The sequence below is a fragment of the Actinoplanes sp. NPDC023801 genome, assembly GCF_040639655.1.
Lineage (GTDB): Bacteria > Actinomycetota > Actinomycetes > Mycobacteriales > Micromonosporaceae > Actinoplanes.
Map to the genome: position 1 here is coordinate 220,913 of NZ_JBFAAI010000011.1, position 18,354 is coordinate 239,266.

An 18,354-nucleotide genomic window follows, 5' to 3' on the forward strand; every position below is an offset into this window, starting at 1 on the left:
TGCCGTTAAAGCATGGAGACGTGTACGTGGTCAGTGTGCGCACTGGCCCCGTGGTAGTCGCTCCAGCCGTTGGCCGGGAACCAGATCTTCCGATTCCAGATCACGTAGTAGATGCCGAGCCGGTCGCCGTTACGAACCAGGAACGCCATCAAGTCGTTGCCGTACTTGAATTCCTTGTCCGTGTCGTAGCTGGAGAAGCCGCTCTTCTGAAGGGACCAGTCGCAGGCCCGGCCCTTCGGGTGTTCGTAGGGGCCACCGGGCCGGTAGCAACCGACGAACATGTTGAAGCCGGCCTTCTTGGTCTCCTTGTACATGTGCAGGGTGCGCTTGGTCACACAGCCGCCGGTGGTGGGGTCCTTCTCGGTGCAGCCCTCGGAGGAGAAGCCGCCGCTGGAGTTGCGCGGCGCCGGAGCCGCGTCCGGCGAGTCGGCAACCACGAAGCCCTTGGTGACACCCTTGCCACCGACCAGCGCGAACGCGTCCGCGGCCTGGTCCTTCTGCTTCTTCATCAGCGCGGCGTCCTGCTGCTGCTGCTTGACCTCGGCATCGAGACGCTTCTTGCTCTCAGTGATGGTCCGGACGGCCTGGTTGAGTTCGTTCAACTTGGCGTCGTGCAGCCGGTTGATCTCCTCGAGCGAGACCGCCTTCTCCATGAAGTTGGTCGACGAGTTCGATTTCAGCAGGTAGCTGACGGTGCTGAGATTGCCCGTCATGTACTGCTGCTTGGCGATCTGATCGACCTCAGGGATCAGCGCGTTGCGCCGGGCCTCGGCCTGCTTGATCTGATTGGCCAGCTGCGTCTGCGTCTTCGTGGACTTCTCCACGGCCGCCTTGGCAGCGACATATCGCCGGTTTGTGGATTCGATCACATCGGAGAGAAGCGCGTCGTCATCCTGCTCCTGCTCTTGAGCAGTGGTCGAGGAACCGCCGGGCTCGGCCGAGGCCGGAGACGAGGGCGCCATGAGCATCACGGCAGCCGCCAGCGGTGCCAGGGCAAGAATCAGCCACCGGCGGGGACTTGCGGTCATCAACAGTTCCTTCCGTGTCACCGCCGACCGAGTTAGCTGACGGGTTCGGGACGGAAGCAATCCCTACCGCAAACTGCGGATACACCCCAGTGACCTGGTTCCCCGGCTCGCCTTTCGGCGATTGGGCGGCGGCCTGCCGGCAACTCGGGGGCGGTGCCGTCCTGGCAGGACCGGCGGTCAGCTTACCCGAGATATCGCCGTGGATCAGACCCGAGGAACGGCGAAAAGTGTTACCGATCAACGACTTTCCGTAATTCTGTCACCGTTCGTGTCGGGGTCATTGCCAGCTGTGCGAGAACTGTCGATCTGTCGATCGAGTAGGTATGGTCGGTGCGGTTCCCGTATGGGTGCCGCCGCCTAATCGCCGTAAATGGCGAGCCGGGGATCCAATGATGTGACTTATTCGCGACGGTGCGGACGCCGTCACCGACCCGCCGGGAGCGAAGCTCGGGGCAGGTCGTGAACAAGCCGCATTCCCGGGGTGAATCCGCGCACAGCGGTAGGGATTTCCTTCGTCCCGAACCCGTCAGCTAACCCGGCCGGCGGCCGACGGAAGGAAATGCCTGTGCAGCAGAACACTGCGCGGCGATTAGCGGCGTTGCTGGCGCTGCTCGTCGCCGCGTGCGGACTGGCCGTTGCCCCGACGCCGGCCACCGCGGCCCCCCGGTTGTTCGCCGCCCCCGGCGACTCAGGTGACGACGGTGAGGGCGGATCCGCCTCCCTGATCGACAAGCTCGAGAAGGCCTCCAAGGGCTTCGTCGAGGCCAAGGCCAAGCTGAAGACGTCCAAGGAGCAGCAGGCCAAGCTGACCGCCGAGCTCAAGCGGCTGGACGCCGCCCTGGGCCCGCAGCAGCAGGCGCTGGACGAGATGGCGGCCCAGGCGTACGCCACCGGCCGGGCCGGCCCGATGGCCGCTCTGATCAACTCCAGCAGCCCCGAGGGCTTCCTGGACAAGGCCGAGACACTGGCCGTCGTCGCGGCCGACCAGAACCGCGCGATCCAGGATCTGAAGACCACCCGGGAAACCCAGCAGAAGGCCAAGAGCGCGATCGACATCGCCATCAAGGACCAGCAGAAGCAGGTCACCGTGATGGCGAAGCAGAAGCAGCAGGCCGAGGCCGCGCTGAAGGCCGCGAACCAGGGTGACGACGCCGGTTCATCGTCCGACGGCGGCGGCAGCGCCGACGCGGCGCCGGGCCCGGGGGGCGGCGGTTGCAGCGAGACCGACCCGACCGGGACGGGCGGCTGCGTCACCCCGACCCTCCTGCACGCCTACAAGGAGGCCCGTGCCGACGGGTTCACCCGGTTCACCAAGTGCTGGCGCACCCAGAACAGCGGTGAGCACCCCAAGGGCCGGGCCTGCGACTTCTCGTCCGAGAAGGGCACGTTCGGCGGGGATGCCACCGGAGCCGACAAGACGTACGGCGATCGGCTGGCGAACTACTTCATCAACAACGCCGACGATCTCAACGTGCTCTACGTGATCTGGTACCGCCGGATCTGGCTGCCGAGCAGTGGCTGGAAGTCGTACAGCGGGGCGGGCGGCGACCCGTCCAGCGACCACACCAACCACGTGCATCTGTCGGTCAACTAGCAGCGCACACGAATGGCGCGCACCGCTGACCCAGCGGGGCGCGCCATTCGTATGAGGTCGCCTACCGGCGGGAGAAGGCCTCGTACTCCTTCATCACATCGGCGGTCGGGCCGTCGGCGCGGATCTCGCCGGCCTCCAGCCAGATGCACCGCTCACAGGTGTCCCGGATCGACTGCTCGCTGTGGCTGACCAGGAAGACCGTGCCGGCCTCGCGGCGAAGCTGGCGGACCCGCTCCTCGCTGCGCTTGCGGAACTTGGCGTCACCGGTGGCCAGCGCCTCGTCGATCAGCAGCACGTCGTGCTTCTTCGCGGCGGCGATGGAGAACCGCAGGCGGGCCGACATGCCGGACGAGTAGGTCCGCATCGGCAGGGTGGAGAAGTCGCCCTTGTCGTTGATGCCGGAGAACTCGATGATCTCGTCCTTGCGGGCCTTCACCTCGGCCGGCGTCATACCCATCGCGAGGCAGCCCAGCTCGACGTTGCGGTCACCGGGCAGCTCGTTCATCAGGGCCGCGTTGACGCCCAGCAGCGAGGGCTGCCCGGCCGCGTAGATCGCGCCACGGGACACCGGCAGGAGCCCGGCCACCGCCCGCAGCAGCGTCGACTTGCCCGAGCCGTTGGTGCCGATCAGGCCGATCGCCTCGCCCTTGTAGGCGACGAAGCTGACGCCCTTGACCGCGTGCACCTCGCGGATGTTCGCGTTCTTGCCGCGGGTGGCGAGACGCTTGAAGCTGGCGACCGGGCTGGTGCTGCCCGCCCCGGCCTGGTGGATCTTGTAGATGATGTGGGCGTCGTCGGCGACGACGGTGGGGACGCGCTCGTTGTCAGCCACGGCCGTAACCCTTCTCTCCGCGCCAGAAGTAGACGTAACCGCCGATGCCGACGACAGCCGCCCAGAGCGTCGCCTGGATCCACAGCACGGCTGGAGGGTTGGCCAGGGGTGCGCCCTCGAGCAGCGCGTGGCGCATCAGCTCGATGAAGATCAGCATCGGGTTCGCCTCGACCACCTGGAGCTGCCAGCCGGACAGCACGTTCCGGAACATGGTCACCGGGTAGAGCACGGCCGAGCCGTACAGCCAGAACCGCATGATGAACGGGACCAGCTGGCGGATGTCGCGGAACTTGGAGCCGTAGCGCGCCATGAACAGGCCCAGGCCGGTGTTGAAGACCGACTGCAGGAGCAGGGCCGGCAGGACGAGCAGCCACTCGAGGGTGAGCGGCTCCCCGGTCACCAGCACGATGCCCATCAGCACGACGAGGGCGACGATGAAGTTCCGGGTCTCGACCACTACGGCGGACAGCGGCAGGCTGGCCCGTGGGAAGTGCAACGCCCGGATCAGGCCCAGGTTGCCGACGATGGTGTTCTGCCCGGTCTGGACCACCGACTGGGTGAACTGGAAGACGAAGACCCCGACACACAGGTACGCGATGAAGTTGTCCATGCCGCGGTCGGCCTGGAGCACCAAGCCGAAGATCACGTAGTAGACCGCGGCGTTGATGATCGGCGTCAGCACCTGCCACACCGCGCCCAGCTTGGTGTTGCCGAGTGCCGAGGTCATCTTGGCGCTGGCATGGGCTGCGATGAAGTGCCGGTAGGCCCAGAGCTGCCGGGTGTACTCCGGGAGGCTGGGAAGCCGTCCGGAGGCGCTCAGGCCGTTACGCCGGGCCAGCTCCTTGAGGGAGAGCCCGGCGTCGGCCGAGGCGACCGCCGTCTCTGTCATGGGGTGGTGCTCCGATCTGGTCGGCCCTTCGGGCGCGGCGGGATCCGATGCCTGATGCGAGGACACAGAAGCAGCATGACAGGCTCCCGGCCGTGCCGATGGAACGGGTTCGTATCGACGTGGCTGTGACGGTAGCTGACCAAACGGCGGAACGCAACCGTTACGTCGTAGCGCTATAGTGACTGTGTGGCGACAATCAAGCGCGCACCTGCCGGAGCGGCGGTGCTCCGAGGCGACATCACCGTGGCGATCCGTAACGCGGTCATGAGCGAGCTGGCGGAGGTGGGTTACGGCAGGCTGTCCATCGAAGCGGTGGCCCGTCGTGCCGGCGTCGGCAAGACCGCGATCTACCGTCGATGGAGCAACAAGCTCGAGATGGTAATGGAGATAATCTCGGCTGTCGCCGAACGGAAGGTTCCACTTCCGGACACCGGAAGTTTCTCCGGCGACCTCGCACTGCTCCTTCTGATCGTCAGCACGGCGCTCAAGCACCGGATGGCCTCGCAGATCATCCCGGACCTGATGGCCGAGGCGGCCCGCAACCCGCAGATCGCGGAGACGTTGCAGCGGGCCCTGCGGACCCATCAGCAGGCGGTCGGGGAGAAGCTGATCGGTCAGGCCGTGGCCCGGGGCGAGCTTCCCGAGGGCACCGACCCGGACGTGGCCGTCGACCTGATCCTCGGCCCGCTCTACTGGCGCCTGGCCGTGGCCCGCCAGCCGATCGAGGACGACTACCTGGAGAAGTTCACCGTCGCGGTCACCGCGGCGCTGAAGGCCACCGCCTGACCCTCCGCACCCTTGCGGGCACCGGTTCGCTCCCTTTTGCAACTCAGAAGTCCAGGGACGCAAGCCGGTGCTGCCGACCGGAGAGGCCGACCCCCGACCCCTCCGGAGCCGGAGACCATGGCCACCACCTGTGAACACCGCGTCGACTTCACCGTGCTCGACGCCGCCTCCATCCTCGCGATCGCCCTGGGCGGTACGACGAGCTCGTACGCCGGTCCGGGTGCCCTCCACCCACCAGCGGTGACCGGCGCGGCCGTCATCGGCGCGTGGCGCAGCCAGGACGGTGCGGTCAAGCTGCAGCTGCGCCGGGACGGCACGTACGCCGGTGAGGTGTCCGGGCGGCGTCAGGCGGCCCGGGGCACCTACCTGGTGGAGGGGGAGTCCGTCGTGCTGCGCGACGACTCCGGCCTGCAGACCGCTGTGCTCGTGCACGACGGCGAGCTGGAGATGGCCGGGCACCGGCTGCTCCCGGCCGCCTCGGCGAACTAAGGAGCCGCTTCGGCGGGCCGATCGGTAGGGGACACCGAACCGGGGGGACGTATGCGGCACACCAGGATCGCGCTCGCGCTGGCGACGGCAACGCTGTCGCTCAGTGGCTGCGCGGCGTTCGGCCTCGGCGGGCCGGCGGACGGCGAGTCCGCGACGGCTGCCGAGGGGAGGCAGTGGATCGTGGTGGACGCGGGCAAGGCGACGCCGTCGCCGACTGAGACGACCGGCAAGCCGGCGGTGACGCCCGAGGTGTCGCTCTCCATGCCGGCGCCGGATCCGAGCTGTACGAAGATCTGGCCGCGTACCGAGCCGGTGATGATCCCGGTCGAGGTGACGCCGGGGGCCGGTGCGCTGACCGTGGAGTGGCCGGCCCAGGGCCTGTCCGACTACCGGGTCGCGGCGGTTCTCCAGGAGCTGGTCACCGGTCCGCAGCCGGAGCCGGAGTGGAAGCCGGTGCCGCCCGGCAAGGGCTGCTCGGTGAGCACCACGATCAGCGGTCTGACTCCTGGTGAGGCCTACATCGTGTGGCTGGACGCGCCGAACACCGGCCGTGAGGTGGACGGTACCCGCTACCTCTACAGCGGTCGTTCGGGCGTGGTGTACCCGCGGTAGGCGGTCACCACTGGGCGCCGGCGAGCTCCACGGTCAGGACCTCGAGGCCGGACGGGCGGAGGCGGTACTTGGTCATCCTGGTCAGGGCCGGGCCGTAGACGTGCACGCTCACCGCGGGCCGGGCTGAGCGGTTCTCGATCCGGTGGATGTGGTGGCTTCCGAAGCGGCGGCCGGCACCCTCGCCGAGTTCCCGCGAGACGACTCGGGCCGTTCCGCCGCTCACCGAGACGGTGTCCTCGACCAGCGTGCCGCTGTGCAGGTGGAACGCCCCGGCTGAGCCGCCGTGGTCGTGGATCTCGGTGCTCTGGCCGGGTAGCCAGGTGAGCAGCCAGACCTCGTAGTCGTCGGTGAGGGTGAGCCGGTGGTACCAGCGCTCGACCGGATCGAAGCGGGGCGCGACGGGCCAGCCGGCGGCCTCGGCCGAGAAGCGCTGAGCGATGGCGAGATGATCGTGCGGCACGGCACTGCCCTCCGAAAGCCTCTACATAACCTATAGACCTAATAGGTTTTACCACATGATCTACGGCGTGTGGGTGGCTTTCCGTCGGATGTCATGAGCTCGAAAGAGGCTTGTCGAACTTTGCCTCTTTCTGGACGTGGTGCGAAAAACTTCGTTGAGGAATCGCGCGAATACGCTGCGTTGATTAATCCGGTCGATGTGTCACCGAATCGGCCTACCCCGATCGGCCGTTCCGCCGAAATACGCTGCTCAGACGGTCCCTGCCGAATAGAGAAGGCTATATGGTGACCAGCGCGCCGGGAACCGGCGCCGGAGGCCCCCCTCCGATGTCCTGACAGCGAGGACGGACACGTGTTGAAGTCACGCCGCGGACTGCTCGCGGCCGGCCTGACCGCCGCCGTGGTCGGCTCCATCGGAGTCGTCTCGACTCTCAACGCGGGCGCGGAACAGATCCCGGAGAGCCCCGCGCCGGCCGTCGCCCCGGCCGACCCGATCGCGGCGGAGCCGGCGGAACCGGCCGAAGCGGCGCCTGAACTGACCCCGCCCGCGAAGCTGCCCTGGGGCCAGCGCCCCGGCAAGGTCCGCACCGGGCGTGACGGCGCCAGCAGTAAGACGCTGAAGGCGGCCGGCCTGGACGCGGCCGCACCGGACGCGACCGGCGAGGAGTACGCGCCGAAGGGCCGCTCCTCCCGCAAGTCCTTCCTCAAGTCGGAGCGGACCAGGGTCATCCCGCCGACCCCACCGGCGGTCAACGCGGCCGCCGACGATCCGAAGGTCTTCTTCCACTACGGCGTCGGCTCACAGGCCGCCGTCACCGAGGGTGCGTACGCCAACTTCACGATCAGCAAGCCGGCGCTGGCCACGGAGGACTACCACACGCTGGCCGAGCTGAGCGTGCAGAAGGGCGACGGCGAGAGCGCCCAGATCGTCGAGGTCGGCTGGAACGTGGACCGGGTCGTCAACGGCGACGACGACCCGCACCTGTTCGTCTTCCACTGGGTCGACGGCAAGCCCAAGTGCTACAACGGCTGCGGCTTCGTGCAGTACAGCAAGAACATCCGCCCCGGCGACACCCTGCCGCAGGACGTGACGAAGCGGTTCGGCATCCAGTACTTCGACAAGGCCTGGTGGATCGCCTACGACTCGGAGTGGGTCGGCTACTTCCCGGCCAGCCAATGGACCGTCGACTTCTCCAAGAGCGAACTGATTCAGTTCTTCGGTGAGGTGGCCTCCCCCAGTGCGACGCCCTGTAGCGACATGGGCAACGGCGTCGAGCCCCTGATCAAGGATGGCGAGAAGAAAGGCGAGCCGGATCCCAAGGCCGCCAAGATCGGCAGCGTGTCCTACCTGAACGGTCCGAAGGTCGACCTGTACGTGCGTCCCGAGGGCGTGGGCGAGAAGATCGAGGACAGGATCTACCCTCCCAACAAGCTGAGCACTCGAACGTTCAGCTTCAGCGGGCCGGGAGCCTGCTGATAATCGATCTTTCCGACGTCGATGCCCGGTCCTCGCAAGGGGCCGGGCATCGACGTTTTTCCGGTTTTCCGGGCCACCTTTGAACCTGTCCACATGCCACGATGTACATCCGGGTGGCCGGGCCGAACCCGAGGGGAGAGCTGGCGCCGATGAAGCGACGGGGAAACCCCGACGAGCAACTGATGACCGCGCTCTACACCGAACACTATGCCATCTTGATCAACTTCGTCTCCCGGTACGTGAACGACCGGCACAAGGCGGAGGACCTGGTTCAGGAGACCCTGTTACGAGCCTGGAAGCACATCGACCACCTCGACCCGGAACCGGGACGGACCAGGTCGTACCTGCTCACCATCGCTCGTAACGTGGTGACCAACGCCTGGCGTGCCGAACAGCGCCGGCCGAAGCTGGTCGCCGACGAGAACGCGGTCAACTCGGTGCCGTCGGGAGACAATGTTGATCAGATGGTGGAAGGCTGGCTGGTGGCGGAGGCACTGGAACGCCTTTCGCCGGAACACCGGGCGGTGATCCAGCAGATGTACTACGAGGGGCAGAGCGTGGCGGACGCGGCGCGAAGACTTTCGGTGCCGGAGGGCACGGTGAAATCGCGCGCCTACTACGCCGTTCGCGCGCTGCGGACCGTCTTCGAGGAGATGGGGATGCTGCGATGAGCGACCTCGACGACCACCAGACCCTGCACCGGTTGCTGGGTGGCTATCTCCTCGGCGGGCTGGACGAGACGGACACCGAGCGGCTCGACGCCCACCTGCACGACTGCGCCGAGTGCCGTGCCGAACTGGACCGGCTGTCACCCGTACCCGAAATGCTCCAGAGAATGCCGGACGCGCGGCACCTCGGAGGTGGCGCGGCGCTCGCGGTCAGCCCGGCCGCAAGGCCGAGCCCGCAGAACATCGAGACCCTGCTCAGCCGGATGCGGGCGGAGAAGTTCAAGGAGACCCGGGTCAACCGGGTGCGGTGGCTCGCCGCCGCGGCCGTCACGCTGATCGCGGCCGCCGGCGTCACCTATGGGATCTTCACCAACAACACCACACCGAACGAACCCGTGGCACAACCCCCGGCCAGCGTTCAGCTGGTCAACGCGCGGTTCCAGCCGGCGCTCGGCAGCCGCCTGGCCGGCGAGGCGAAGCTCACGCCGAAGAAGTGGGGCGTCGAGGTGAATCTCGAGGTGACCGGGATCAGCGGCAACGGCCCGTTCCTCTGCCTGGTTCGCAGCCGGGCCGGTCAGACCGAGCAGGCCGCGGTCTGGGGCGGCACTCCGGACGGCGAGGCGAAATTGACCGGTGCGAGCTCGACCATGGCGACCGACGTCGACGCGGTCCTGGTCACCGACAGGGACGGCAAGGTTCTCGGTACGGCGACGGTGACCTGACGCCAGAATCCGGTTGCCGGGGCCGGTTGAATGATGACCATGAAACTGCGCCCCGGTGACCGCGTCGCTGTCGTCTCGCCCTCGTTCGCCGCGCCGGCGATCTTCCCGGCCGTGCACGAGCTGGGCCTGCGCCGGATCCGTGAACTCGGCCTGGAGCCGGTCGAGTACCCCACCACCCGGCAGGCCTCGTCCCCGGCTGACCGGGCCGCCGACCTGATGGCCGCCTACGCCGACCCGTCCATCCGGGCGGTGCTGGCCACCATCGGCGGCGACGACCAGATCACCGTGCTGCCACACCTCGACCCTGCGGTGTTCCGCGCCGACCCCAAGCCGTTCCTCGGTTTCTCGGACAACACGAACCTGCTGAACTGGCTCTGGTTCCACGGCATCCCGGCGTTCCACGGTGGTTCGACGATGGTGCACCTGGGACGCGGCGCGGGTGTCGACCCGGAGCATCTCGTGTCCTTGCGGGCGGCCCTCTTCGACGAGACCGAGCTGGAGATCCGGCCGGTCGCGGAGTTCTGCGAGGAGGAGATGAACTGGGCGGACCCGCGTGCCCGTGTTCAAGATGCTGCGCAACTTCGGCGAACGCGGGCTGCTGCGCCAGTTCCCGGCCGTCCTGGTGGCGACCGCGAAGGCCACCGTCTTCTTCGATCCGCGCCCGGTGGAGAAGCGGGACGCCTATCGGGAGGAGCAGCGGGCGGCCGTGCTCAAGGCGTTCGCGATGTACCACCCGGAGGCCATGGTGGTCTTCGGGGTGGATTTCGGGCACACCTCACCGCAATGGGTGCTGCCCTACGGCGGCCGTGTGACGGTCGACGGGCCGGGCCGCCGGATCACGGCGCACTACTGATCAGGCCGTGTGCCGGTACGGGACCGGGGTCTCCTCGATCACGGCGTGCCGGGCCGCGAGCAGCGCGGCCCGGGCCGCCGCCGCCGAGCGGGCCGCGGAGCTGGGCCGGGTCCGCAGCAGAGTTTCCAGCCGTGCGGTGAGTTGCGCCCGGCTGAACGGTTTCGCCAGGAAGTCGTCGGCTCCGGCGTGCAGTGCCGTCATGATCTGGTGGCGGTGCACGTCGGCGCTGACCACCATGATGGGCAGGAGTTCGTTCTCCGGCGAGCTCCGGATCTGCCGGCACAGTTCGATGCCGGAGACCCCCGGCATCCGTACGTCGATCAGAGCGGCGTCGATGCCGCCCGCGGCCAGCATCGCGAGGGCGCCGGCGGAGTCGGCGGCGGTCACCACGTCGTAGCCGAGCCGGTGCAGCGCGAGGGTCAGTAGATCGCGGTGGTCGGCCTCGTCGTCGGCGATCAACACGGTGGGCACGGGAACCTCCCGGAAATGTGGCGGACTGCCGTTACTCCTGTTCGGCAACCCGGAAGATCGGCTGAGCGCGAAATAGGGTGGGGGTATGCGTGCTGCCGTTTTCGACGAACCGGGCCCCGCTTCCGTACTGCGTATCACCGATCGTGAGCTGCCTGTGGCCGGCGCCGGGGAGGTGCGTGTCCGCATCGTCCTCTCGGCCGTGAACCCGACCGACACCGGTACCCGAGCCGGTCGCGGCGTACCCGACGGGATCGCTCCGCCACGGGTTCCGCACCAGGACGGTGCCGGGGTGGTGGACGCACTCGGCATCGGCGTGACCGATCTGGAGCCGGGCGACCGGGTCTGGGTGTGGGACGCCGGTTACGGCCGGGCGAACGGGACCGCCCAGGAGTACGTGGTTCTGCCCCGTGCCCAGGTGGTGCGGATGAACGAGGACGTCCCGTTCGAGGCGGGCGCCGACCTGGGCATTCCGGCGCTGACCGCGCACCGCTGCCTGACCGTGGCCGCGGACGGCCCGGCCCGGCTGGGACCGGGCGCGCTGACCGGCCGGACCGTTCTGGTCGCCGGTGGCGCGGGCGCGGTCGGCAATGCGGCGATTCAGCTCGCCAAATGGGCCGGGGCGACGGTACTGACCACGGTCAGCTCCAAGGAGAAGGCGGAACTCGCGCTCGCCGCCGGCGCCGACGCGGTGATCAACTATCGGGATGAGGACGTCGCCGCCCGGGTGCGCGAGATCAGCCCGGAGGGGCCGCATGTCGTCGTCGAGGTGAACAACGACAACCTCGACCTCGACCTCGACGTGATCGCACCCGGCGGCAACATCGCGCTATATGTCCCCGGAAAGTTCAGCGTGCCGAGCTTCAAGGCCATGCTGAAGAACGTCAGCCTCGACTTCGTGCTCACCTACACGACGAAACCGGAGGAGAAGGCGAACGCGGTCGCGGCGGTCGCCGAGGCGGTCAACTCGGGCGCGTTCCGCGTCGGCGAGGAGGCCGGGCTGCCGATCCTGCGCTTCGGAATGGAACGGATCGCCGAGGCGCACGAAGCCGTCGAGAACCACGCCGTCGGCAAGGTCGTCATCGAGGTGACCGCCCCCTGAGCAGGACGTCCGCGACTCGTTCCACGCCACGCCCGTCGACCGCTGCCCAGCCCCGGACAGCGAGCGCGGTGCGTTCGGCCGGGTTCAGGAGCAGCCGGCGCAGGGTGGTGACGGCGTGGTCGCCCAGCTCGCCGAGACGGCCGAGCCCGGCGGCGTAACCGTGCGCGACCGTCCGCTCGTACCCGATGATCTGGTTGTCGACCACCCAGACCAGCGCGGCCGCCCGGCCCAGGCAGAGCAGTTCCCAGGTCGACGTGCCGCTGGCGCTGACCACCAGGTCGGCGTCGGCGAGCAGCTCCGGTAGCCGGTCGGTCGGGTCGATGATCTCGAAGTGCTGGCCCTCACCGGCCGGGATCGTGAGCAGCTCGGCGCGCAGTGACGCGTCGGCGGCCACGACGGTCGCCTCGAAGGGCGCCGCGGCGTCCACGAGCAGCCGGGCCACCTGCGGCGCGGCACGGTAGGCGTCGGTTCCGCCGAAGAAGGCGACGACCTTGGGCGTACGGGCGAACGAGCTCACCGGCGCCGCCGAGGGCCGCAACCGCCGCACCGAGGACCGCAGCAGCGCATGGTCGAGACCGGCCAGCCGGACGTCCCCGACGTCGAGCACCGCGTCCAGGTTCTGGTCGACGAAGATGTCGGCGTCCTGTCCGCGCGGATCACCGTCCACGATGGCCAGGACGGTCGTTCCGGTGGCCCGGACCGCCTTGCTGTGCGGCGGCGGCAGCGTGTACGAGTCGATCACCAGAGCATCGAGCTGCAGCCGCTGCACCGCGGATACCAGCCCCACCTCGTCGTAGGGTGCCGGATGCCATGGCAGCCCGCGCTGCTCCAGCTGCGCCTCGGCCCAGGTCACCCCGCCCAGATCGCTGAGGAAGTGCACGTCCACGCCGCGTGCGGTCAGCTCCTCGGCCAGGGCCACGCATCGCACCAGATGCCCGACCCCGGTCCGGGCCCCCGCGTCGCACCGGATCCCGATGGTGCTCAAGCTGTGCCTGCCTGGACATGCTCTCCCGGCCCTCGCCCGCGGCATGAGGGGGAGGCTGCCGGTGGCTGCCGCTCGGTGCAGTCGATCATGCCTGCTCCAGGTCCTTCTGCATGATGTGCGCGTTGAGTTCGGCCAGTTCCGGCCGTACGCCGAGCCAGTCGGCGATCTCACGGACCGCCAACGGTGCGTCGCCGAAGTGGTCGACGATCGCCTCGATCAGCCGCCAGTCGTCCTCGGTGTCGAGGGTGAGCCGCAGGTTCGACATGTCCGGCTGCACGGTCAACCCGATCAGGTCGAAGTCGGCGGGGTGGGTGTAGACGTACGACGTCACGTGGGTGCGGTGATGGTCGTACGCCAGCTTGTCGATCTCCTTGAGCACCGCGGCCCGGACCACCTCGACGTCCAGTCCGCGCGGGAGCGTCCGGGTGATCGACGTGGTCAGGTAGTCGACGCCGGCCGCCGCGAACACCCGGTAGGCCCGTGCGACCAGGCGCGGGTCCAGCAGCGGGCAGTCGGCGGTGAACCGCAGCACGTCGTCGGCCGACCGGGTCTCCAGCACCCCGAGGAACCGGGTGAGCACGTCGTCGACGGGCCCGCGGTGACAGTCGACACCGATCGCCGCGCATTCGGCGACGATCGCATCGTCGTCGGGCAGGATCGTGGTGGCCACGACCAGGTCGTCGAGGACGCCGCTGTCCCGGGCGGCGTGGACGACCCGGTCGAGGACGGTTCGTCCGCCGAGGCGGCGCAGCACCTTGCCGGGCAGCCGGGTGGAGCCCATCCGGGCCTGAATGATGCCGAGGGTGGTCATGACCGTCCTTTTCGGAGGCGATTGCGGGCGGCGCGGGCCAGGACGAGCCCGGCCTTGGCGGCGCGATAGCCGAGGTTGCCGCTGAACGCGGCGATCTGTGTCTTGGCGCGGCCCAGTTCGGCCTCGCGTTTTTCGAGTTCGGCCTCGAAGAAGTGGCTGCGGGCCTCGGCGTCGGCGAGCCGCCGGCGCAGGGCGTCGAGCTGAATTTCGAGTTCCCGCCGGCCGTCCGGTGCCGGGGCCGGTTCGGTCGGTGCGGCCGGTGTCCCGGCGAGCCCGGCGGCTCCGGCGAGGATCGCGATGAGCCGCGGTACCTCGGTGACAGCCGGCCACGGGTGGTGGTAACCGCCGGTGATCAGGGTGTTCGCCAGCCGGGCCAACGCGTCCGGCTGATCCGGAACGGTCGGGTCGAGTACCACGAACTGTTCGCCGTCGACCAGCACGTTGTCGGCCGCGGCCATCGGCAGCGCGGTCATCCAGCCGGTCAGCAGTCGCCGCAGGTCCGGCAGGTCGTGCGCGAGTGCCGCGGTGAGAAGCCGCTCCTCCAGCAGCCGGCCGGCCGGGAGCGGCCCGTGCGGAAAGCCCGGCTGGCTCGCACCGCTGTCTCCCGTACCGGGAGACAGCGGTGCGAGCCAGCCGGGAACGACGCGACGCAGCCAGCTGCCGTCCGGGGCGCCCACGATCTCGGTCACGGCGCCGGACGGGCCGGCGAACAACGCCGGCGGCAACGCGACTGTCTGGCCGGGGCGGTGGGCGCGCTGGGCGACGGCCAGCCAGGCCGGGGCCGTCTCGGCGCCGAGACCACGGCGCACGGCAGCGGCGGCCAGCCGCCGGGGATCACTCAGGACCCGGTCGTACGCCGGAGCGACCGACGCCGACGCGAAAGCCGCGAGCGCGTCCAGTGGGCCGTACCGCAGCGTCTCGGGGGTGACCAGGAGTGTCGGGCGCGCCGGCAGCGGCCAGGCCGCCGCCATCCCGGCGACCGGCAGGCCCTCGGCAGCCAGCGCCGCCGCGAGCCGGTCCGGCCGTCCAGGGGCGCTGCCGAACTCGCCGAGCGGGCGCCACGCATCCCCGGCCGGGGACGCGGTCGGTGCCCGCGGGTCGACCAGACGGTGCACACCCAGCTCGTTCTCCACCGTGAGCAGCAGGGTGCCGCCGGGACGCAGGGCCCGTTTGAGGACGCGCACCGATGCGGCCCAGTCCAGCTGGGGCCCCTCCGGGGAGCAGAGACGGCCGGTGCCGTCGAGGGCTACCACCACGTCGTACCGGTCGGCGTCGGTCAGTTTGGCGAGGGTCCCGCACAGCACGTTCCCGGGGAGCGACCCGGCGTCCGGCTGGGAACGGACCAGGCAGGTCACGTCGCGGCGATCGGCCAGGGCACTGATCAGTCCGGGGTCGTGCGGTCCGGCCACCAGGACCCGGATTCCGGTGGGCAGGCGTTCGAGCAGGTGCCGGTGGAGCGGTCCGCCGGCCGGCGGGTACTCCTCCGCGTACTCCGGCATCTCGCCGCCGATCAGCGTGATCATGCTGCGGTCCAGCCCAGGATCGCCCGCAGCTCGGCCGGGGAGGCGAGGTGGCCGTCACCCAGTTCGGCGAGCACGATCTCGCGCGCGGTCTCCGGGTCGGGGTCGACGCCGTGCAGCTCCGGCCACTCGCGGCGGATCCGGCCGGCCGTCGGGGTGTCCTCCTTCTCCAGGTGCATCGGGTCGCCGTACACCGCGGGTTCGCAACCGGCCGCGGTGCCGTAGAGGATCGCGGTGCTCAGCCGGTTGGACGCGACCCGGCGGTGCCGGCGCAGTTCGGCGAGCTGGTTGTGCAGGAACCCCGGGTCGGTCCGCATCCGCATGTAGCCGCGGTACCCGTGACAGATCACCCGCCCGGCCCTCTCGTAGAGCGCCCGGATGCGGCTGTCCTGGAATTCGTTCCAGTACAGGCAGAAGGTGATCGGGCCCGGCTCGGTGCCGACGATCTCATCGATCAGCCGGTGGTGGTCACCGCTGACCTTCTGCCCCTCCCATCCGTGGAACGGGTACCAGATCGTCCCCTCCGGCTCCACGGCCGGCGGCTCCCCGGCCGAGCGCAGGAGGTAGAGGAAGGGGGCACCGGTCACCGTCGCCAGTGGACGGCCCATCGACCAGGCCCGCCGCCGGGTGCGTTCGGACCACACGAAGATCGGACTACCGGGCGCGTACGGCGTACCCGCGCCCAGCCCGTCCACCACGTTCCACCCGTGCTGCAGGTAGCCGTCGATCCGGGGCGGGGCGGCCGGATCCAGCCCGCAGTACCCGGCGAGCACATGGGCGTGGCCGTAGAAGTGGTTCCCGTGGTGCACCCGCTAGCTCCCGAGGATCCCGCGCAGTGCCTCGACGACACGGTCCTGGTCACTGTCGCTCAGGTCGTAGAACAGCGGCAGGGACAGCTCCTCGGCGTAGAACGACTCGGCCACCGGGCACATGCCACGCCGGTAGCCCAGGTCCTCGAAGACCGGGTGCCAGTAGACCGGGATGTAGTTGACCTGCACCCCGATGCCGGCCGCGCGCAGCCGGTCGTACACCTCCCGGCGGCGGCCGCCGAGAATCCGTACCGGATAGAGATGACGGACCGGGTCCACATCGGAACCCTGAGCCGGAAGACGCAGGCCGGGAACGCCGGCGAGGAGCTCGTCGTAGCGTGCCGTCAGGCGCGCACGGCGCGCCTTGAACTCGGCGAGGCGGCGCAGCTGGGCCGAGCCGAGCGCGCAGAGGACGTCGGGCAGCCGGTAGTTCAGACCGAACTCGTGGACCTCCTGATGCCACCCGCCCTCGTCGGGGTGACGAAGCCGGTCCGGGTCGCGGACCAGGCCGACGGTCCGGAACGTGCGAACCCGTTGCAGCAGTTCGGGCCGGATCGAGGCGACCGCCCCGCCCTCGCCGGTGGTGAGGTTCTTCGTCGGGAAGAACGAGAAGGTGGTGAGGTCGGCGAGCGAGCCGACCGGCCGCCCACGGTAGGTCGATCCGATCGAGTGCGCCGCGTCACCGAGCAGGATCGCCCCGGCCTCGTCGGTGATCTTCCGCAGCCGGTCGTAGTCGGCCGGGACACCGGCGTAGTCGACTGCCGCGATCACCCTGGTCCGGGACGTCACCGCGGCCTCGACGGCGGCCGGGTCGATGTTGGCGGTGTCCTCCTCCACATCGGCGAAGATCACCTTGGCGCCCAGCAGGGCAGCGCCCGAGGCCGTCGCGACGAACGTCATCGGCGTGGTGACGACCTCGTCCCCCGCGGTCACACCGGCCGCCGCGTACGCCGCGTGCAGTGCCGTGGTCCCGTTGGTCACCGTCACGCAGGGTGCGCCGGCCACCTCTGCCAGCTCGTCCTCGAACCGCGCGACCCGCGGGCCGGTGGTGAGCCAGTCGCTGCCGAGAGCCTCGACGACCGCCGCCACATCGGCGGCGTCGATCGACTGTCGTCCGTAGGGCAGCATCAGTCCTCCGCGAGGAGGTCGCGCATCTCGTCGACCGAGAGCCAGAGGTCGTTGTTGTCCGAGCGGTAGTTGAACCCGTCGGAGACCTCCTCGCCGCCCTCGGGCGTCGTGTAGCCCCAGCTCGCGACGACCGGCTGGACCACGTAGCGGTCCTTGAAACGCAGCGTCCGGCGGCTGTCGTCGGCGGCGATCATCTCCTCGTGCAGCTTCTCGCCGGGACGCATGCCCATCTCGTGGGTGGGCGCGCCGGGAGCGACGGCCTCGACCAGGTCCATGATCCGCATGCTGGGGATCCGCGGGACGTAGAGCTCGCCGCCCTGCATCACGTCGAACGAGTCGACGACGAACTTGACCGCCTGGTCCAGGGTGATCCAGAACCGGGTCATCCGCTTGTCGGTGATCGGCAGGCTCTTGCCGTCGGCCGCGAGCTTGCGGAAGAACGGGACGACCGAGCCGCGCGAGCCCATCACGTTGCCGTAGCGGACCACGGCGAGCCGGGTCGGGTGGGTGGCGGCGTAGTGGTTGCCGGCGATCACGATCTTGTCGGCGGCCAGCTTGGTCGCGCCGTACAGGTTGATCGGGCTGGACGCCTTGTCCGTGGAGAGCGCGACGACCTTCTTGACCTCGGCGTTGATGGCCGCGTCGATCACGTTCTGGGTGCCGTTGATGTTCGTGGCCACGAACTCGGACGGGTTGTACTCGGCGGTGTCGACCTGCTTGAGAGCGGCCGCGTGCACCACGTAGTCGATGCCGTGCATGGCCCGCGCCAGGCGCTTCTCGTCGCGGATGTCACCGATGAAGAAGCGCAGTCGCGGGTCGTCGCCGAACATCTGGCGGACCTCGTACTGCTTCAGCTCGTCACGGGAGAAGACCACGATGCGCGCCGGGTCGAGGTGCGTCAGGGCGTACTTCAGGAAAGCCTTGCCGAACGACCCGGTGGAGCCGGTGACAAGGATCGAGGAGCCGGCGAGTTCAGACACGAGTTATCTCCGGGGGTTTAGCGGCAGGCCGGTTACGAGCCGGAAGCATAACCACCTTCGACGGCATTTCCAGAAGAGCGGAGAAATGCTGCGCGCAGTTCATTCCCAGTTCAGCCGGGATTGGTCGTCACGACTGGGAACC

Annotated in this window: 19 protein-coding genes, 1 pseudogene and 2 riboswitches; of the genes and pseudogenes, 9 read left to right on the forward strand and 11 right to left on the reverse strand. The window is 69.1% G+C overall.

Translation table 11 applies throughout. The features are described from left to right. Positions 1-5: 5 nt before the first annotated feature. Entirely contained in the window at positions 6-1,028 is a 1,023-nt protein-coding gene (locus AB0G04_RS21545; protein WP_360985232.1) for a hypothetical protein, read from the reverse strand. Between the two features lie 4 nt (positions 1,029-1,032). After that, positions 1,033-1,166: riboswitch (cyclic di-AMP (ydaO/yuaA leader) on the reverse strand. 206 nt (positions 1,167-1,372) lie between these two features. Continuing rightward, positions 1,373-1,589: riboswitch (cyclic di-AMP (ydaO/yuaA leader) on the forward strand. Here AB0G04_RS21545 and AB0G04_RS21550 point away from each other — a divergent pair. Next, positions 1,588-2,622, forward strand: coding sequence for a hypothetical protein (locus AB0G04_RS21550; RefSeq protein ID WP_360985235.1), 1,035 nt, complete (start codon positions 1,588-1,590; stop codon positions 2,620-2,622). Its footprint overlaps the riboswitch before it by 2 nt. A 61-nt stretch (positions 2,623-2,683) precedes the next feature. On the opposite strand, the gene AB0G04_RS21555 is transcribed toward AB0G04_RS21550, so the two are convergent. After that, entirely contained in the window at positions 2,684-3,454 is a 771-nt protein-coding gene (locus AB0G04_RS21555) for an ABC transporter ATP-binding protein (protein ID WP_360985238.1), read from the reverse strand. After that, complete coding sequence (locus AB0G04_RS21560) at positions 3,447-4,343, reverse strand: ABC transporter permease (RefSeq protein ID WP_360985241.1); 897 nt, start codon at positions 4,341-4,343, stop codon at positions 3,447-3,449. Before AB0G04_RS21560 ends, AB0G04_RS21555 begins: the two co-directional genes overlap by 8 nt. A gap of 186 nt (positions 4,344-4,529) precedes the next feature. Between AB0G04_RS21560 and AB0G04_RS21565 the strand changes: the two genes are divergently transcribed. From AB0G04_RS21565 to AB0G04_RS21575, 3 genes are all read left to right on the forward strand, one after another. Further along, entirely contained in the window at positions 4,530-5,129 is a 600-nt protein-coding gene (locus AB0G04_RS21565; RefSeq protein ID WP_360985244.1) for a TetR/AcrR family transcriptional regulator, read from the forward strand. Between the two features lie 117 nt (positions 5,130-5,246). After that, complete coding sequence (locus tag AB0G04_RS21570) at positions 5,247-5,618, forward strand: Atu4866 domain-containing protein (protein WP_360985247.1); 372 nt, start codon at positions 5,247-5,249, stop codon at positions 5,616-5,618. A 51-nt stretch (positions 5,619-5,669) separates the two neighbouring features. Then, positions 5,670-6,230 (forward strand): hypothetical protein, encoded by a 561-nt coding sequence (locus tag AB0G04_RS21575; protein WP_360985250.1) that lies wholly within the window; start codon positions 5,670-5,672, stop codon positions 6,228-6,230. 4 nt (positions 6,231-6,234) lie between these two features. Here the strand turns inward: AB0G04_RS21575 and AB0G04_RS21580 are convergent, their stop codons facing one another. Beyond that, the gene (locus tag AB0G04_RS21580) at positions 6,235-6,690 is read right to left on the reverse strand and encodes a cysteine dioxygenase family protein (RefSeq protein WP_360985253.1); all 456 of its coding nucleotides are present in this window, start codon (positions 6,688-6,690) and stop codon (positions 6,235-6,237) included. A gap of 351 nt (positions 6,691-7,041) precedes the next feature. Between AB0G04_RS21580 and AB0G04_RS21585 the strand changes: the two genes are divergently transcribed. The 4 genes and pseudogenes from AB0G04_RS21585 (at position 7,042) to AB0G04_RS21600 (ending at position 10,409) form a co-directional block, all read left to right on the forward strand. Continuing rightward, a complete protein-coding gene (locus tag AB0G04_RS21585) occupies positions 7,042-8,166 on the forward strand; it encodes a neprosin family prolyl endopeptidase (RefSeq protein WP_360985256.1) in 1,125 nt (374 codons plus the stop codon). A gap of 149 nt (positions 8,167-8,315) precedes the next feature. Continuing rightward, entirely contained in the window at positions 8,316-8,837 is a 522-nt protein-coding gene (locus AB0G04_RS21590) for a sigma-70 family RNA polymerase sigma factor (RefSeq protein WP_360985259.1), read from the forward strand. After that, positions 8,834-9,556 (forward strand): zf-HC2 domain-containing protein, encoded by a 723-nt coding sequence (locus AB0G04_RS21595; protein WP_360985262.1) that lies wholly within the window; start codon positions 8,834-8,836, stop codon positions 9,554-9,556. Before AB0G04_RS21590 ends, AB0G04_RS21595 begins: the two co-directional genes overlap by 4 nt. A 33-nt stretch (positions 9,557-9,589) precedes the next feature. Next, a pseudogene (locus tag AB0G04_RS21600) lies at positions 9,590-10,409 on the forward strand (LD-carboxypeptidase). On the opposite strand, the gene AB0G04_RS21605 reads toward AB0G04_RS21600, so the two are convergent. Continuing rightward, entirely contained in the window at positions 10,410-10,880 is a 471-nt protein-coding gene (locus AB0G04_RS21605) for a response regulator transcription factor (RefSeq protein ID WP_360985264.1), read from the reverse strand. It abuts the pseudogene before it with no gap. Between the two features lie 85 nt (positions 10,881-10,965). Between AB0G04_RS21605 and AB0G04_RS21610 the strand changes: the two genes are divergently transcribed. Further along, the gene (locus AB0G04_RS21610) at positions 10,966-11,979 is read left to right on the forward strand and encodes an NADPH:quinone reductase (RefSeq protein ID WP_360985267.1); all 1,014 of its coding nucleotides are present in this window, start codon (positions 10,966-10,968) and stop codon (positions 11,977-11,979) included. On the opposite strand, the gene AB0G04_RS21615 is transcribed toward AB0G04_RS21610, so the two are convergent. From AB0G04_RS21615 to pseB, 6 genes are all read right to left on the reverse strand, one after another. Further along, positions 11,957-12,964 carry a spore coat protein gene (locus AB0G04_RS21615; RefSeq protein ID WP_360985270.1) on the reverse strand — a complete coding sequence of 336 codons (1,008 nt, stop codon included), beginning with the start codon at positions 12,962-12,964 and terminating at the stop codon, positions 11,957-11,959. The two genes, AB0G04_RS21610 and AB0G04_RS21615, sit on opposite strands and share 23 nt — an antisense overlap. A gap of 85 nt (positions 12,965-13,049) precedes the next feature. Next, positions 13,050-13,775, reverse strand: coding sequence for a glycosyltransferase family protein (locus AB0G04_RS21620; RefSeq protein WP_360985273.1), 726 nt, complete (start codon positions 13,773-13,775; stop codon positions 13,050-13,052). Continuing rightward, positions 13,772-15,298, reverse strand: a complete 1,527-nt coding sequence (locus AB0G04_RS21625) for a hypothetical protein (RefSeq protein WP_360985276.1) — start codon at positions 15,296-15,298, stop codon at positions 13,772-13,774. The genes AB0G04_RS21620 and AB0G04_RS21625 overlap by 4 nt, the downstream gene beginning before the upstream one ends. Then, positions 15,295-16,104 carry a hypothetical protein gene (locus AB0G04_RS21630; RefSeq protein WP_360985279.1) on the reverse strand — a complete coding sequence of 270 codons (810 nt, stop codon included), beginning with the start codon at positions 16,102-16,104 and terminating at the stop codon, positions 15,295-15,297. Before AB0G04_RS21630 ends, AB0G04_RS21625 begins: the two co-directional genes overlap by 4 nt. Positions 16,105-16,107: 3 nt before the next feature. Beyond that, on the reverse strand, positions 16,108-17,232 hold the full coding sequence (locus AB0G04_RS21635; protein WP_360985282.1) for a DegT/DnrJ/EryC1/StrS family aminotransferase: 1,125 nt from the start codon (positions 17,230-17,232) through the stop codon (positions 16,108-16,110). After that, positions 17,232-18,212 (reverse strand): UDP-N-acetylglucosamine 4,6-dehydratase (inverting), encoded by a 981-nt coding sequence (gene pseB / locus AB0G04_RS21640; protein ID WP_360985286.1) that lies wholly within the window; start codon positions 18,210-18,212, stop codon positions 17,232-17,234. Before pseB ends, AB0G04_RS21635 begins: the two co-directional genes overlap by 1 nt. Positions 18,213-18,354: the final 142 nt, after the last annotated feature.

Bases quoted from the DNA above. Each gene is read 5' to 3' on its own strand.
- AB0G04_RS21595 (WP_360985262.1), top strand. From the start codon at position 8,834: ATGAGCGACCTCGACGACCACCAGACCCTGCACCGGTTGCTGGGTGGC.
- AB0G04_RS21570 (WP_360985247.1), top strand. From the start codon at position 5,247: ATGGCCACCACCTGTGAACACCGCGTCGACTTCACCGTGCTCGACGCC.
- AB0G04_RS21635 (WP_360985282.1), bottom strand. From the start codon at position 17,232: ATGCTGCCCTACGGACGACAGTCGATCGACGCCGCCGATGTGGCGGCG.
- AB0G04_RS21625 (WP_360985276.1), bottom strand. From the start codon at position 15,298: ATGATCACGCTGATCGGCGGCGAGATGCCGGAGTACGCGGAGGAGTAC.
- AB0G04_RS21620 (WP_360985273.1), bottom strand. From the start codon at position 13,775: ATGACCACCCTCGGCATCATTCAGGCCCGGATGGGCTCCACCCGGCTG.
- AB0G04_RS21575 (WP_360985250.1), top strand. From the start codon at position 5,670: ATGCGGCACACCAGGATCGCGCTCGCGCTGGCGACGGCAACGCTGTCG.
- AB0G04_RS21550 (WP_360985235.1), top strand. From the start codon at position 1,588: ATGCCTGTGCAGCAGAACACTGCGCGGCGATTAGCGGCGTTGCTGGCG.
- AB0G04_RS21545 (WP_360985232.1), bottom strand. From the start codon at position 1,028: ATGACCGCAAGTCCCCGCCGGTGGCTGATTCTTGCCCTGGCACCGCTG.
- AB0G04_RS21610 (WP_360985267.1), top strand. From the start codon at position 10,966: ATGCGTGCTGCCGTTTTCGACGAACCGGGCCCCGCTTCCGTACTGCGT.
- AB0G04_RS21560 (WP_360985241.1), bottom strand. From the start codon at position 4,343: ATGACAGAGACGGCGGTCGCCTCGGCCGACGCCGGGCTCTCCCTCAAG.
- AB0G04_RS21590 (WP_360985259.1), top strand. From the start codon at position 8,316: ATGAAGCGACGGGGAAACCCCGACGAGCAACTGATGACCGCGCTCTAC.